Here is a 14,382-nt window from a genome sequence, read left to right on the forward strand (position 1 = left end):
CTAACCGTTGATGCCCCCTGAGCCCCGGTCCCGAATTCCCCCTAGGCGGGAACGGTACCCCTTACTCGCGGTCAGGAACGACCAGGAAGCTCACGGCAGTTCAAGCAGATAATGTGCCATCACTACCGCCGTGATATTTCCGCATGGTTGTGGGTTCGATGATTGTGCACACAGTCACGAATCTTCACAAGCGATGCCGAATCAGCGCATCAAAGAGGCGTTTGCCCAAATTGATGCGAGGATTTGTCTTGTCGTGCCGTGTCATCAGTTGACGCTCAGCGTCAGTTTTTGGCGCGACTTAGCCTGGCGCGATTGCAAGGAAAGATAGACAGGAACCGGCATGCTGACTCGAACAAGCCGGTTGCCGAGATCCCTTCCGGGCTGGGGCACGGCTTACGGATGGCATCCCTTCGGAGTCTGGCGTGTTGCAAGATCGGTCTGACAGGTCCAGTTGCCCGAACCGTTGCGCATCAAGTTGATCTTCCTGTCCCTTACCTCGGGGTTCCCCTTGATCTGGCAGGTGATTTCGCCCACCCCGTCGACCGGCGCGGTCGCTGTGACGTGGCACCGTTCTGTTTCCTGCTGCATGCCCAGGTTGTCGACGGTGGTGTAAAGCGTGGCGTCACTGTCCCCGTTGTTGGTGCGTTCCTCGTATGCGGTGCGGCCCGAGGTGATCTCATCCAGCGCCGCCACTGCCTGCGAGCGCGCCACATAGTCGCTGTAAAGCGGCAGTGCGATGGCCGCCAGGATGGCGATGATGGCCACGACGATCATCAACTCGATCAGTGTGAAACCGGCGGAACGGCGCTGGCGCGACATGGTGGACTCCCCTGTGAGTCCCACCTGACAGGCACGTTTTGTACCAAATGTGAAGGCCGATCGTGCGCGCCGTCACAGTGCCCGCGTCTGTTGGATGTGGGTTCGTGCTCCGGGGGGGGGCGGGCTCACAGGCGGGGTTGCTTGCGCGCCAGCTACCCCCGCTTTAACGTCGTGGCCTTTACGAAGCCAAGGAACCCCCCATGAAACCTCTGATAGCCGCGCTGCTTCTGGCGCTGGTCGCCGCTCCCGCGATGGCGAGTGACGCCGTGGATACCACCTTCGTCAAGGCGCAGGGGGAACACGCGTTCAATGTGCGCGACCTGGTGATGATGGATCGGGTGGGGGATCCGCAGTTGTCGCCGGATGGTCGCTATGCGGCGTTTGGCGTGCGCAGCACGGATTACGCGGCGAACAAGGGTGTGGGCGCGATTTATGTGCTGGATCTGTCGGCGGCGGGTGCGCAGCCGGTGAAGGTGGTCGACAAGGGCGGGTCGGCGCGCTGGTCGGCGGATGGGCGCAGCCTGTATTTCGTGGCGCCGGCGAAGGATGTGGCGCAGTTGTGGCGGGTGGATCTGGGTAGCAATCCGGGCAAACATGCGGCGCCTGTCCAGGTCAGCCATGGCGCGCTGGACCTGGGCGGCTACAAGCTGTCGCCGGACGGCAAGCAGGTGCTGCTGTCGTATGAGGTGTTCACCGATTGCGCCACGCTGGCGTGCACGCAGCAGCGCGTCGACGCACGCGACAAGGACAAGGCCAGCGGCACGATCTACAAGAAGCTGTTCGTGCGGCATTGGGATACCTGGGCCAATGGTCGGCGCAATCAGTTGTTCGTGGGGCAGTTCGATGGCAAGGGCCAGCTGGCGGCGGAGCCGAAGCTGCTCAGCCGTGGCATCGACGGCGACGTGCCGAGCAAGCCGTTCGGTGACGAGGGCGAGTTCAGCTTCTCGCCCGATAGCAAGACCGTGTATTTCGACGTACGCATCGCCGGAACCAGCGAGCCGTGGTCGACCAATTTCGACGTGTATAGCGTGCCGGCGGATGGCTCGGCTCTACCTGCGAACCTGACCGCCGAAAACAAGGCGTGGGATGCATCCCCGGTGGCGTCGCCGGACGGCAAGGCGCTGTACTACCTGGCGATGAAGAAGCCGGGCTTCGAGGCGGACCGCTTCGCGATCATGGCGCTGGATCTGGCCACGGGAGCACGCCACGAGGTCGATCCGCAGTGGGATCGCTCGCCCGGCGGGCTGGCGATTTCGGCCGACGGCAAGACCTTGTACGCCACCGCCGACGACAACGGCCAGCACCCGCTGTTCGCGATCGATGCGGCCAGCGGCAAGGTCAGCCAGCTGGTGGGCGAGGGTACGGTGGGCGGCTTCTCGCTGACCGCCGGCAAGCTGCTGCTGACCCGCGACGACCTGAAGCGGCCGGCGGATGTATACATGGCCCACGCCGATGGCAGTGACCTGAAGCAGGTCACCCATTTCAACGCGGCGGACCTGAAGAACGCGAAGATGGGTGATGCGGAATTCTTCACCTTCAAGGGCTGGAACAACGAAACCGTGCAGGGCTACGTGGTCAAGCCGGTCGACTACCAGGCCGGGCAGACCTATCCGGTGGCCTTCATCATCCACGGCGGCCCGCAAGGCGCGATGAGCAACGGCTGGAGCTATCGCTGGAACCCGCAGACCTATGCCGGTCAGGGCTTCGCGGTGGTGACGGTGAACTTCCACGGCTCCACCGGCTACGGCCAGGCGTTCACCGATTCGATCTCCGGCGACTGGGGCGGCAAGCCGCTGGAGGACCTGAAGCTGGGCTGGAAGGCCGCGCTGGACAAGTACAGCTTCCTCGACGGTGACCGTGCCTGCGCGCTGGGCGCCAGTTATGGCGGCTACATGGTGTACTGGATGGCTGGCGTGTGGAACCAGCCGTGGAAGTGCCTGATCGACCACGACGGCGTGTTCGACGCGCGCGCGATGTACTACGACACCGAGGAGCTGTGGTTCGAGGAGTACGAGAACGGCGGCACGCCGTTCGACCACCCCGAGAACTACGAGAAGTTCAACCCGGTCAACCACGTCAAGGACTGGCGCGTGCCGATGATGGTGGTGCACTCGGCGAAGGACTTCCGCATCCCCGACACCCAGGGCCTGGGCGCGTTCACCGCGCTGCAGCGCCGTGGGATTCCCAGCGAGCTGCTGCACTTCCCGGACGAGAACCACTGGGTGCTGAAGCCGCACAACAGCGTGCAGTGGCACGACGCGGTGAACGCGTGGCTGAAACAGTGGACGGCGAAGGATGCAGCGAAAGCCGGTTCGCACTGAGCTGGTTGGTGGTGATGAAAACGGCGGCCTTCGGGTCGCCGTTTTTCTTTCCGTTCGGCTAGTCCCTCCCCCTGCCTGCAGGGGGAGGTCAGGAGGGGGGCGCGGGTCGCGGGGAAGATCAAGAGCGACCCCACCCCAACCCTCCCCTGCGAGCAGGGGAGGGAGCGGAGCCGGGCGTTGCAGGTTTGGGCTCCTCCCCCTGCGCGCAGGGGGAGGCGGGGAGGGGGTGGCGCTCTTGATCTGCTTTCAGCGCAGCAATGCGCGCAGGCGGCTGCGGGTGAAGGCGCCCATGCGGAGCTGTTCGCACAGGGCTTCGAGTTGTTCGGCCGGGCGGCTTTGGCGCTGCAGGGCCTCGATGCTGCTGGCGCCGGGGGCGTCCAGGGCGATGCGGGTGAGGCGGCGGTAGATGCGCGCCTGTTCGGCGTGTTCGCGCAGTTTGGTGGCGCAGGCGGCGGCACCGCGCAGGCGCAGGAAGGCGACTTCGTCGATGCGCTCGAGCAGGATGTCGAGGCTGCCGAAGTGGCTGAGCAGGGCGGCGGCGGTCTTGGCGCCGACACCGGGGACGCCCGGGATGTTGTCCACGCTGTCGCCGCACAGGGCCAGGTAGTCGGCGACCTGGTGCGGGTGCACGCCGAGCTTTTCGTGCACGCCGGCCGGTCCCCAGCGCAGGCCGCGGCCGTAGTCCCACTGCTCGTCGTGCTCGCCCAGCAACTGGCCGAAGTCCTTGTCGGCGGAGACGATCACGCTGCGCCAGCCCTGGGCACGCAGGTTCCACACGGTGCTGCCGATGAGGTCGTCGGCTTCGTAGCTGTGGTCGATCATCAAGCACAGGCCTAGCGCCTCGGTGATCGCGCGGCACTGCACGAACTGCCGCTCGAGATCCGGCGGCGGCAGCTCGCGGTTGGCCTTGTATGGCGGATAGATCGCGTTGCGGAACGAGCTGGTCAGCGAGGCGTCGAAGGCCACCGCGATGTGTTCGGGCTGCACGCGTTCGAGCAGCTCGCACAGGAAACGGGTATAGCCATGCACGGCATTGACCGGGTGGCCGTCGACGTCGTGGAACTCGTCCGGCATCGAGTGCCAGGCACGGAACACGTACAGGCTTCCATCAACCAGATGGACGGCTGGACGGCCATTTTCGGTGGCGTTCACGGCGTCCAGCTGCTGAGCAGGTCGCCCAGCGCCGGGCGATCGCGATCGGGCACGTCGGTTTGTGGCGTGCCCAGGTGGACGAAGCCGATCACCTGCTCGTTGTCGGCCAGGCCAAGCAGCGCCGCCACTTCGCGGTCGTAGGCGGCCCAGCCGGTGAGCCACTGGGCGCCGTAGCCCAGCGCGAAGGCGCCCAGCAGGATGTTGTGGGCCACCGTGCCGGCGGACAGTTTCTGCTCGATTTCCGGCACCTTGCTGAGGGCGTCCAGGCGGGCGATCACCGCGATCACCAGGGGCGCGAAGGTGTAGCGCAGGCGATCCTTCTCCAGCTTGGCGTCGGACATGTCGGGGTGGTTCTTCTGCGCGATCTCCGCCACGCGCCGGCCGAAGATCAGCTTGGCCTCGCCCTGCAGGCGGATCAGCCGGAACGGCACCAACTTGCCGTGGTCGGGCACCCGGATGGCGGCCTCCAGCAGCTCGTGCAGGGTGGCCTCGTCCGGCGCGGGTTCGCCGAGCTGGCGTGATGGAACGGAATGGCGTTGCTGCAACAGGGAAAGATCGAAGGGCATGGAAGGGTTTCGATGAGGGGAGTCAGGCCGGCATCGGCAACTGGAACGAGCCCGGCAGCAGCGCAGCCACGCTGGTCTGTTCGGTGTCGCCGTGCAGGTTGCCCAGCAGCACGGGCATGGCGTCGTGGCACAGCTCGGACATCACCTGGCGGCAGGCGCCGCAGGGACTGACCGGGTTCGGCGTGTCGGCGATCACCGCCAGCGCCAGGAAGTCGCCACGCTGGCAACCGGCCGCGATCGCGCTGAACAAGGCGGTTCTCTCGGCGCAGTTGCACAGGCCGTAAGCGGCGTTTTCCACGTTGCAACCGCTGAACTGTCGGCCATCGCGGGTCAGCACGGCCGCGCCCACCAGGAAACGGGAATACGGCGCGTAGGCCAGTTCGCGCGCGCTGCGTGCCAGCGACATCAGGTCATGGAGCGTGGAGGGATCAAAAGCAGCGGGTGTTGCGGGCATCGGGATCTCCGGTGATGACCCCGGGACGGACGAACCGCGTTGGCCGGCGGGTCAGCTTACTCTTTCGGGCCCGCCCGGATCAAAGCCTCTCCATGCCTTAAGATGACCCGACCATTGCCGAGGGGGTTGCATCATGGGGATCACCGTAGCCGCATTGCGCGAGACCGCCGCCGGCGAGCGTCGGGTGGCGATCACGCCGGAGATGGCGAAGAAGCTGCGGGGCAAGGGCCTGCGCGTTTTGCTCGAACACGACGCCGGGCGCGCGGCCGGCTTTCCCGACGCCAGCTACGCGGATGTGGAGTTTGCCGATGCCACCACGGTGCTCGGCCAGGCTGACCTGCTGGCCTGTGTGCTGCCGCCGGACGACGTGGTGTTTGCCGGGATGCGCGAGGGCAGCGTGGTGGTCGGCCAGTTGCGTCCCTACGGTGCGGCCGGGCGGATCGCGGCGTTGAATGCACGCAAGCTGACGGCATTCTCGCTGGAGTTGCTGCCGCGCACGACCCGCGCCCAGGCGATGGACGTGCTGAGTTCGCAGGCAGCGGTGGCCGGCTACCGCGCGATGCTGATCGCCGCCGAGGCTTCGCCGAAATTCTTCCCGATGCTGACCACGGCCGCCGGCACCATTCGGCCGTCCAGGGTGCTGGTGATCGGTGCCGGCGTGGCCGGCCTGCAGGCGATCGCCACCGCGCGGCGGCTGGGCGCGCAGATCGAAGGCTATGACGTGCGCCCAGAAACGCGCGAGCAGGTCGAATCGCTGGGTGCGAAGTTCCTCGACCTTGGCGTCAGTGCGGCCGGCAGCGGCGGTTACGCGCGGGAGCTGTCCGCCGAGGAACGCGCGGCGCAGCAGCAGGCGCTGGCCGATCACCTGAAGGTGTTTGACGTGGTGGTCAGCACGGCGGCGGTGCCGGGACGGCCGGCGCCGAAGATCCTCACCACGGCGATGGTCGAAGGCATGAAGCCGGGGGCGCTGATCGTGGATCTTGCCGCCGAGGGTGGCGGCAATTGCGAGCTGACCCGGCCGGGCGAGCGAGTCGAGCATGGCGGCGTGGTGATCCTGGGGCCGCTGAACCTGCCGGCGGGTGCGCCGCTGCATGCCTCGGAAATGTACGCCCGCAACGTGTTCAACTTCGTCGAGCTGCTGGTGCACGAAGCTGCGCTGAAGCCGGACTTCGACGACGAACTGGTGGCGAAAAGCTGCCTGAGCCACGCCGGCGAGACGCGCTTCGCCGGCTGAGCGCGGCTCAGCTCTGGCCGTTCTGGCCGGGTGGCGGCGGGGGCGGCTGGTTGCCGGATGACGGCGGAGGTGGACGATCGTGTCCGCCATGCGGGCCGTGCCAGCGGCGCTGGTCCGGTGGCAGCTGCCGCCAGCGTCGAAGCAATTCCTCGCGCTGCGCCGGTGGCAGTTTCTGGAAGCGTTCGAAGGTGGTGTGCAGCTGCTCGCGCTGCTGCTCGGGCATCTGGTGGAACTTGCGCATGTTCTCGCGCGCCTGCTTGCGCTCGGCGGGGGTCATCTGTTGCCAGCGGGCGATGTGCTGGCGGACTTCCTCGCGCTTTTCCGGCGGCAGGGTGACCCAGCGTTCGGCCCGATGAAGCATCCGCGCCTGCTTGCGCGGCGACATGCCGTCCCAGTCATTTTTCAGCGGCGCCAGCACTTCGCGCTGGGCCGGGTCGAGGCTGCTCCACGGACGCACCGGTGGCGGTGGCGCCGCCTCGTCCCGCGACGGCGGTGGCGCGTCCTGTGCGTGCAGTGGCGCCACCGCCACGCCGCCGAGCAGGGTGGCGAGCAACAGGGGCAGGATCGGGCGAAGGATTCGATTCATGGCTCAGCGTTTCGTGGACGGGCTGTCGGTGCTGGCCAGCCAGTCGTAGAACTCCAGGTTCTGGTAGAGGTTGGGGTCGGTCTTGTCGGCATCCGGCGGCAGGTCCGCGTCGGCATCGTCGAGGGTGTTCGTTGGATGAATGGCCGCCTGGGTGTGTTGCCGCGGCAGTGGCTGCCACACCATCAGCGCCGCCAGCGCGATCACGGCGAACGCGCCCGAGGGGATCAGCCAGCGGACCGTGCGCTGCGCCGATGCGGCGGGTGCCTGCAGCGCCTCGCGCCGAGTCGCGCGCAGCCGCCCGGCGGTCACCGGGTCGATGCGCTGCGCGGCCTCGTGCCAGAGCCCGCGTGCACGCTGCTCCAGGTTTTCGCCGGGCCGGTTTTCGCCGGGCCGGTTTTCGTCCAGCCTGTCTTTGTCCAGCGACGTCATCGCCAGTCCTCCAGTTGGTCGCGCAAATGATGCATGGCGCGCGACAGATGGGTTTTCACGCTGCCTTCGGAGCAGCCCACGGCACGGGCGGTTTCGGCCACGTCGAGTCCTTCCAGCATGCGCAACATGAAAGCTTCGCGCTGGCGTTGCGGCAGTTGCCGCACCGCGGCGGCCAGGTCGGCGTACGACTGCACGTCGTGCAGCCGGCCCAGCGGGTCCTGGCCGGGATCGGCCGGCTCCCACACGGGCAGCTCGTCGCCATCGCCATCGTGGCCGCCGCCCAGCCAGCCGACCACGATCGAGCGCACCTTGCGGCGCCGCTGCAGGTCCACCACGCGCCGGCGCAGGATGCCCCAGAACAGCGGCGCCCATTCCGTCGCGGGCTTGTCGCGGTAGTGCCTGACCAGCCGCAGCATGGCGTCCTGCACCGCGTCCATCGCGTCCTCGCGATGGCGCAGCTGCAGTTCGGCCATGCGGAACGCACGCCGTTCGACCTGGGCCAGGAACGCATCCAGGGTGGCGGGTGTTTCGCGGACCTCGCTCAGCAGATCCGCGTCGAGGGTGCCGATCGCGCTGTTCACGGCGACCGCGTCCCCGTCTTCGATTGGATCATCTGCGGGCTCCGGCGGTGTGCTCCCGGAGTTCAACGCGGCAGGCTCGCACGGGTTGACCGGCACCCGTATGATGCAGGCTCAACGGTGTTCCGACGGGGTGGGGTCATGATCGACGGGTTCCTGGCGCTGTACATCTTCATGCTGGCCGCGTTTACCGGTTATGAAATCATCGCGCGGGTGCCGGTGATCCTGCATACGCCGCTGATGTCCGGTTCGAACTTCGTGCACGGCATTGTGCTGGTTGGCGCCATGATCGCGCTAGGCCGGGCCGACACGCCGTTCGAGATCGCCATCGGCTTCATCGGCGTGCTGCTGGGCGCCGGCAACGCCGCCGGCGGCTACGTGGTGACCGAACGGATGCTGGAGATGTTCAAATCCAGCAAGCCGGGCGCCAGCAAGGAGGCCAAGTGATGAACTGGCTGCCCACCGTCATCAAGGCCTGCTATTTCATCGCCGCGCTGCTGTTCATCCTGGGCCTGAAACGCATGAGCTCGCCGCGCACCGCGCGCGGCGGCATCGTCTGGGCCGGCTACGGCATGTTGCTGGCGGTGCTGGCCACCTTCTTCCTGCCCGACATGCACAACCGCGGGCTGATCGTCGCCGCGGTGCTGATCGGCGTGAGCGCCGCCTGGTGGACCGGTCGCCGGGTGGCGATGACCGCGATGCCGCAGATGGTGGCGCTGTACAACGGCATGGGTGGCGGCGCGGCAGCGGCGATCGGCGCGGTCGAGCTGATCGGCTACGCGCGCGGCCTGGGCATGCTCCATGCGGTGCCGGACACCTCGCCGCTGCGTCCGGAAGCGTGGGCAGTGAATGCGTTGCCGCCGGCACTCTCGCCGGTCGAACTGACCCTGGGCGTGCTCGGCGCGCTGATCGGCGCGGTGAGTTTTTCCGGCTCGCTGGTGGCGTTCGCCAAGTTGCAGGGCTGGATGGACAGGCGCTTCGTGTTTGCCGGCCAGCGCGCGGTGAACATGCTGCTGCTGGCCGCCGCCATCGTGACCGGTTTCATGCTGGTGCTGGGTCAGGCCAGCCTGCCGCTGATCCTGGTGTTCTTCGCGCTGGCGCTGCTGTTCGGCCTGATGATGACGCTGCCGATCGGCGGCGCCGACATGCCGGTGGTGATCTCGCTGTACAACGCGTTCACCGGCCTGGCGGTGTCGTTCGAGGGTTTCGTGCTGGGCAACGAGGCGATGATCATCGCCGGCATGGTGGTCGGCGCCGCCGGCACCTTGCTGACCCAGCTGATGGCCAAGGCGATGAACCGCTCGATCGGCAACGTGCTGTTCGGCAGCTTCGGCGCGGCCGGCGGCGAGGCGCAGGCGATCACCGGTGCGCAGAAACCCATCGACGGCGCCGACGCGGCGGTGATGATGGCCTACGCCGAACGCGTGGTGATCGTGCCCGGCTACGGCCTGGCCGTGGCGCAGGCGCAGCACAAGGTGTGGGAGTTCGCCCAGTTGCTGATCAAGCGCGGGGTGAAGGTGAAGTTCGCGATCCATCCGGTGGCCGGCCGCATGCCCGGGCACATGAACGTGCTGCTGGCCGAGGCCGGCGTGCCGTACGACCTGATCGCCGACATGGACGACATCAATCCCGAGTTCGCCACCACCGACGTGGCGCTGGTGATCGGCGCCAACGACGTGGTCAACCCGCTGGCCAAGACCGACCCGGCCTCGCCGATCTACGGCATGCCGATTCTCGACGTGAGCAACGCGAAGCAGGTGATCGTGATCAAGCGGGGCAGGGGCACCGGTTTCGCCGGCATCGAGAACGCCCTGTTCTACGCCGACAACACCCGCATGCTGTACGGCGACGGCCAGGCGGCAGTGGGCGAACTGGTGACGGCGCTGAAAGACGTGGACGGCTGAGAAGCCGTCCACGTCGTCCCCGCGTAGGGCGGACACCGTCCGCCGGCTTTTTGCGGCATAACGTCAAGAAGCGGCGGGCATTGCCCGCCCTACGCATCGCTGCTGCTTGCGTGATGCTTTTGTACTGTGACGAAGAGCATCGCGCACAGGATGCGCTACGCGCTCAGCCCCGGCGATGTCGCCACCAGGCCAGCCAGGTGGCCAGCAGCATGCCCACCGCGGTCCAGGCGAAATCGGCTGGCGACAAGGCCATGCGCGCCAGTTGCCACAGCATGCCGACACCGGCGGTGCGCATCGCCTCGATCAGGCCCAGCCCCATGTTGCCCGCGATCAGCACGCCGGCGATCAGCACGTTCACGTAGAACGTGGCCAGCAGGGTGGCGGCGGCGGCCATCAGCGCCGCGCCGGTGCCGGCCGGGCGCACGCAGGTGCGGATGGTCAGCGCCAGCAGGGCGCCGATGGGCAGGGCCAGCCATGGCGCGGAGTGGCGCAGATACATCGAGACGACCATCCAGACCGCGCCGCCGGCCAGTCCCAACATGGCGGCGCTGAACAGCGAAAAGGCATACAGCAAGACGGCGCGCGTGCTCATCGGTGGTGCCGGTTCAGTGGGGCGGGAAGCATGCGTCGTCCATCGGGCAAAGCGGCCATCATAGCGTGCCGCCGGGCCGCGGGCCCTTGAGTTCGGCCGCCGAGGCCTGATCTGGGACAAGCGGCCGCACGCGGCGGCCGGCATAATAGGCAACCCGGGTTCGACGCACGTGCGCGCCCATCGAGACAGGATTGGCGTTGGCATGAGTGGTTTCAGTCTGAGCAGCGAACCGTTCACCCTGGTGCGCGACTGCAATGCCGTGATGGTGCCGCAGGGCGAGCAGGTGACGCTTCCCGCGGGCCAGATCGGCTACATCACCCAGGCGCTGGGTGGCAGCTTCACCGTCTACGTGGAAGGCAATCTGTTCCGCATTGCCGGCGACGACGCCGACGCGCTGGGCAAGCCGCGGCCCGAACCCATCCAGGTGCCGGCGAACGCCACCAACGAGGATGTGGAGAAGCTCGCCTGGGAGCAGTTGCGTACCGTGTTCGATCCAGAGATCCCGGTGAACGTGGTCGAGCTGGGACTGGTCTACGACCTCAGCCTGGAACAGATCGCGTCCGGCGAGCGCAAGGTCTACGTGAAACTCACGCTGACGGCCCCCGGTTGCGGCATGGGCGACATCCTGGTCGACGATGCGCGCACCAAGCTGGAGATGATTCCCACGATCAGCGAGGCCGAGGTGGACCTGGTGTTCGATCCGCCATGGTCGCACTCGATGATGTCCGACGCGGCGAAACTCGAAACCGGCATGCTCTGAGTTTCATCCGTGCGGTTCGGCGAAGAACCGCGCACGGATGGTTCATCGCGCGATCGTCTCTGCCGTCGCTGCGCTCATCGGTATTTCCCACGTCGTGAATGGCCATCGCGCACCGCCGGTGCGCGCGCTCGTGCACGTCTTCTTCACGATGATTTCGCGTTTTTCACGGGTCTTGGTGATGAGGTCCGATGCTGTGATATCGGTCACCCCAGGTAGGAAAAAGTCGGGTTGTTCCGACTTGCTTCGAAGCCTATGGTAAAGCGATCCGTCTTCGGGGAGGTTGACGGATGGTCCTTTGGCGGCGTGATCGCCGTCTTGCAGTTACGCATCCCCGCACTGCCTGCACAATGGAATGTCAGGGGGAGGGCAGGCGATACGGATGTAGTTTGGGATCGCTAGACAGAAATTGAAGAAGGGGTCGTGCCTTGCACGGCAAATCTTGCATGGGGCCGCGTGGCCGCATCGGGCTCGCCTGTCCCCGTCATTGTCTAGGAGTTCATTCAATGCCCAATCACTACCGCCTGAAATTGCTGGTCGCCGCGATCGGCATGGCTACCGCCTCCGTCGCCACCGCTGCCACCACCAAGACCCTGCATGCGCAGAATCTGGGAGCGGTGCCCACCAGCACGCTGGCAACCAAACTCAACCTCGGTCAGGACATGTCGCTGGCACCGCGCAGCGCCGTCAGCATCGCCAACGGTCACAAGGTCGTGCGCCAGCAGCAGATGTATCGCGGCGTGCCGGTCTACGGCCGCAGCATCGCCGTGGTGCAGGATGCGCAGGGCAACGCGCTTCGTGCGAGCGGCGAACTGATGCAGGGTGCCTCGTTGGGGCTGACCTCAGTGCTGCCCAAGCTCAGCGCTGCCCGCGCGATCTCCGCGCTCAAGGCACATGCACACACCAGCCTGGTCGGTGGCGCCACGATCAGCAATCAGAAGACCGACCTGTTCGTGTATCCGCAGGACAACGGTTCCGCTCGTCTGGTCTACCGCGTGTCGTACTTTGTCGGCGGCGCGCACCCGTCGCGTCCGACCGCGATCATCGATGCCAACACCGGCGAAGTGGTCAAGAGCTGGAACGGCCTGACCGATGCCTCGGCCACCGGCCCGGGCGGCAACCAGAAGACCGGCAAGTACATCTACGGCACCGACTACGCGGCGCTCGACGTGACCCAGTCCGGCAGCACCTGCACGCTGCAGAACACCAACGTGAAGACCTACAACCTCAACCACGGCAGTAGTGGCGGTTCGGTGGTCAGCTTCACCTGTCCCAACAGCGACACCGATGCGATCAACGGCGCCTATTCGCCGGTCAACGACGCCCACCATTTCGGTGGCGTGGTGCATGACATGTACAACTCGTATACCGGTGCGCCGCCGTTGAACATGCAACTGGTGATGAAGGTGCACTACCTCAGCAACTACGAGAACGCGTTCTGGGACGGCAGCGCGATGTACTTCGGCGATGGCGCCAGCACGTTCTACCCCCTGGTGTCGCTGGACGTGACCAGCCACGAAATCAGCCACGGCTACACCGAGCAGAACTCCGGCCTGGAATACAGCGGCCAGTCCGGCGGCATGAACGAGGCGTACTCGGACATCGCCGGTGAAGCGGCCGAGTTCTACGACCGTGGCGCGGCCGACTTCCTGGTCGGCGCGGACATCGTCAAGACCAGCGCCGGCATCGGCAATGCGCTGCGCTACATGTGCAACCCGCCGCAGGATGGCGGCTCGATCGACAACGCGGCCGACTACTACAACGGGCTGGACGTGCACTACTCCAGCGGCGTCTACAACAAGGCGTTCTGCCTGCTGGCCAAGACTTCGGGCTGGGACGTGAAGAAGGCGTTCCAGGCCTTCGCGCTGGCCAACAAGTCGTACTGGACGGCCACCTCCACCTTCAACTCCGGCGCCTGCGGCGTGGAGTCGGCGGCGGCCGACCTGGGCTACAACGCGAATGACGTGATCACCGCGTTCAACGGCGTGGGCGTGACCTGTCCGGGTGGCGGCGGTGGTGGCGGCGGTGGCACGACCGAGCTGCAGAACAACGTGGCGGTGACCGGCGTGTCGGCCTCGACGGGTGGCGACAACGACTACTTCATCACGGTGCCGGCGGGTGCCACCAACCTGGTGATGTCGATCTCCGGCGGTACCGGCGATGCAGACCTGTACACCAAGGCCGGCAGCGCGCCGACCACCAGCAGCTACGACTGCCGTCCGTACAAGTCGGGCAATTCGGAAAGCTGCACCGTGGCGTCGCCTGTCGCCGGCAAGTACTACATCAAGGTGCACGCTTACGCGTCCTACTCCGGCGTCACGGTGAAGGCCTCGTACAGCACCGGCGGTGGTGGCGGTGGCGGCAGCAGCGACTCGGTGGATCTGCCGACCGTGAGTACCGGCAACTGGTCGTCCACCTATACCGAAACGGTACAGGCCGGCCATACCGTGACCTTCGCGATCTCCGGCGGTACCGGTGACGCGGATCTGTACGTGCGGGCCGGCAGCGCGCCGACCACCAGCTCGTACAACTGCCGTCCGTACAAGACCGGCAACAACGAAAGCTGCACCTTCACGCCGAGCAGCAACACCACCTACTACATCAAGGTGCGTGCGTACCAGACGTTCTCCGGCGTGACGCTGACGGAAACGCTGAACTGAGGTCAGCCGAAGTTGCGCCGGTCATTCCGGCGCAACTTCGCGACAAGTTCGCTCGGAACCCCGGCTTCGGCCGGGGTTTTTTGTGCATGCAACGACATGCAGCAAGACGTTTTCGCAAGTCGCTCCATCGGCACGACAGCGCGTCGACTGGCGAAGATCACTTCACGGCCAACGAAATTTCCCTGCGCGCAACTGAACCTGTTCCGTATCGCCACGCACCCGCCCCGTCGCTGTGATGTCCGTCACCCGGGGTAGGAAAAAATCAGATAGCTAGCTTGCCTGTCGAGGAATAACGTGTCGCATCCGCTTTCCGGGGAGGTCGGCGGATGA

14 protein-coding genes are annotated in these 14,382 nt (G+C 66.3%); 6 read left to right on the forward strand and 8 right to left on the reverse strand.

All coding sequences use genetic code 11. The features are described 5' to 3' along the window. Nucleotides 1–393 precede the first annotated feature (393 nt). Nucleotides 394–819: a pilin gene (locus tag I6J77_RS04595; protein ID WP_204110747.1), complete on the reverse strand. Its 426-nt coding sequence runs from the start codon at nt 817–819 to the stop codon at nt 394–396. Between the two features lie 200 nt (nt 820–1,019). On the opposite strand from I6J77_RS04595, the gene I6J77_RS04600 reads away from it, so the two are divergent. After that, a complete protein-coding gene (locus tag I6J77_RS04600) occupies nt 1,020–3,140 on the forward strand; it encodes a S9 family peptidase (RefSeq protein ID WP_204110748.1) in 2,121 nt (706 codons plus the stop codon). Nucleotides 3,141–3,386: 246 nt separating this feature from the next. On the opposite strand, the gene I6J77_RS04605 is transcribed toward I6J77_RS04600, so the two are convergent. From I6J77_RS04605 to cdd, 3 genes are read right to left on the reverse strand one after another with little or no spacing between them, the layout of a single operon-like run. Beyond that, nucleotides 3,387–4,292, reverse strand: a complete 906-nt coding sequence (locus I6J77_RS04605) for a 5'-3' exonuclease H3TH domain-containing protein (RefSeq protein WP_204110749.1) — start codon at nt 4,290–4,292, stop codon at nt 3,387–3,389. Next, a complete protein-coding gene (locus tag I6J77_RS04610) occupies nt 4,289–4,858 on the reverse strand; it encodes a nitroreductase (protein WP_204110750.1) in 570 nt (189 codons plus the stop codon). Before I6J77_RS04610 ends, I6J77_RS04605 begins: the two co-directional genes overlap by 4 nt. A gap of 22 nt (nt 4,859–4,880) precedes the next feature. Beyond that, nucleotides 4,881–5,312: a cytidine deaminase gene (gene cdd, locus I6J77_RS04615; protein ID WP_204110751.1), complete on the reverse strand. Its 432-nt coding sequence runs from the start codon at nt 5,310–5,312 to the stop codon at nt 4,881–4,883. A gap of 133 nt (nt 5,313–5,445) precedes the next feature. Between cdd and I6J77_RS04620 the strand changes: the two genes are divergently transcribed. Then, nucleotides 5,446–6,546, forward strand: coding sequence for an NAD(P) transhydrogenase subunit alpha (locus I6J77_RS04620; protein WP_056764144.1), 1,101 nt, complete (start codon nt 5,446–5,448; stop codon nt 6,544–6,546). A gap of 7 nt (nt 6,547–6,553) precedes the next feature. Here I6J77_RS04620 and I6J77_RS04625 read toward each other — a convergent pair whose 3' ends face one another. Genes I6J77_RS04625 through I6J77_RS04635 form a run of 3 tightly spaced genes read right to left on the reverse strand, consistent with a single transcriptional unit; the run spans nt 6,554 to nt 8,142 of the window. Then, a complete protein-coding gene (locus tag I6J77_RS04625; RefSeq protein ID WP_204110752.1) occupies nt 6,554–7,132 on the reverse strand; it encodes a DUF3106 domain-containing protein in 579 nt (192 codons plus the stop codon). Nucleotides 7,133–7,135: 3 nt separating this feature from the next. Beyond that, entirely contained in the window at nt 7,136–7,561 is a 426-nt protein-coding gene (locus I6J77_RS04630) for a hypothetical protein (RefSeq protein WP_204110753.1), read from the reverse strand. Continuing rightward, nucleotides 7,558–8,142, reverse strand: a complete 585-nt coding sequence (locus tag I6J77_RS04635) for an RNA polymerase sigma factor (RefSeq protein WP_204110754.1) — start codon at nt 8,140–8,142, stop codon at nt 7,558–7,560. The genes I6J77_RS04630 and I6J77_RS04635 overlap by 4 nt, the downstream gene beginning before the upstream one ends. 138 nt (nt 8,143–8,280) lie before the next feature. On the opposite strand from I6J77_RS04635, the gene I6J77_RS04640 reads away from it, so the two are divergent. Both I6J77_RS04640 and I6J77_RS04645 read left to right on the forward strand, forming a co-directional pair. After that, on the forward strand, nt 8,281–8,586 hold the full coding sequence (locus I6J77_RS04640; RefSeq protein ID WP_204110755.1) for an NAD(P) transhydrogenase subunit alpha: 306 nt from the start codon (nt 8,281–8,283) through the stop codon (nt 8,584–8,586). After that, on the forward strand, nt 8,586–10,043 hold the full coding sequence (locus I6J77_RS04645; RefSeq protein ID WP_204110756.1) for an NAD(P)(+) transhydrogenase (Re/Si-specific) subunit beta: 1,458 nt from the start codon (nt 8,586–8,588) through the stop codon (nt 10,041–10,043). The genes I6J77_RS04640 and I6J77_RS04645 overlap by 1 nt, the downstream gene beginning before the upstream one ends. Before the next feature lie 163 nt (nt 10,044–10,206). Here I6J77_RS04645 and I6J77_RS04650 read toward each other — a convergent pair whose 3' ends face one another. Further along, entirely contained in the window at nt 10,207–10,635 is a 429-nt protein-coding gene (locus tag I6J77_RS04650) for a hypothetical protein (protein ID WP_204110757.1), read from the reverse strand. A 202-nt stretch (nt 10,636–10,837) separates the two neighbouring features. Here I6J77_RS04650 and sufT point away from each other — a divergent pair, with 202 nt between their 5' ends. Together sufT and I6J77_RS04660 are read left to right on the forward strand one after the other, a co-directional pair. Then, nucleotides 10,838–11,395, forward strand: a complete 558-nt coding sequence (gene sufT, locus I6J77_RS04655) for a putative Fe-S cluster assembly protein SufT (protein WP_056717890.1) — start codon at nt 10,838–10,840, stop codon at nt 11,393–11,395. A 503-nt stretch (nt 11,396–11,898) separates the two neighbouring features. Then, a complete protein-coding gene (locus I6J77_RS04660; RefSeq protein ID WP_204110758.1) occupies nt 11,899–14,052 on the forward strand; it encodes a M4 family metallopeptidase in 2,154 nt (717 codons plus the stop codon). Nucleotides 14,053–14,382: the final 330 nt, after the last annotated feature.

It is taken from the genome of Rhodanobacter sp. FDAARGOS 1247, assembly GCF_016889805.1.
Classification (GTDB): Bacteria; Pseudomonadota; Gammaproteobacteria; order Xanthomonadales; family Rhodanobacteraceae; genus Rhodanobacter.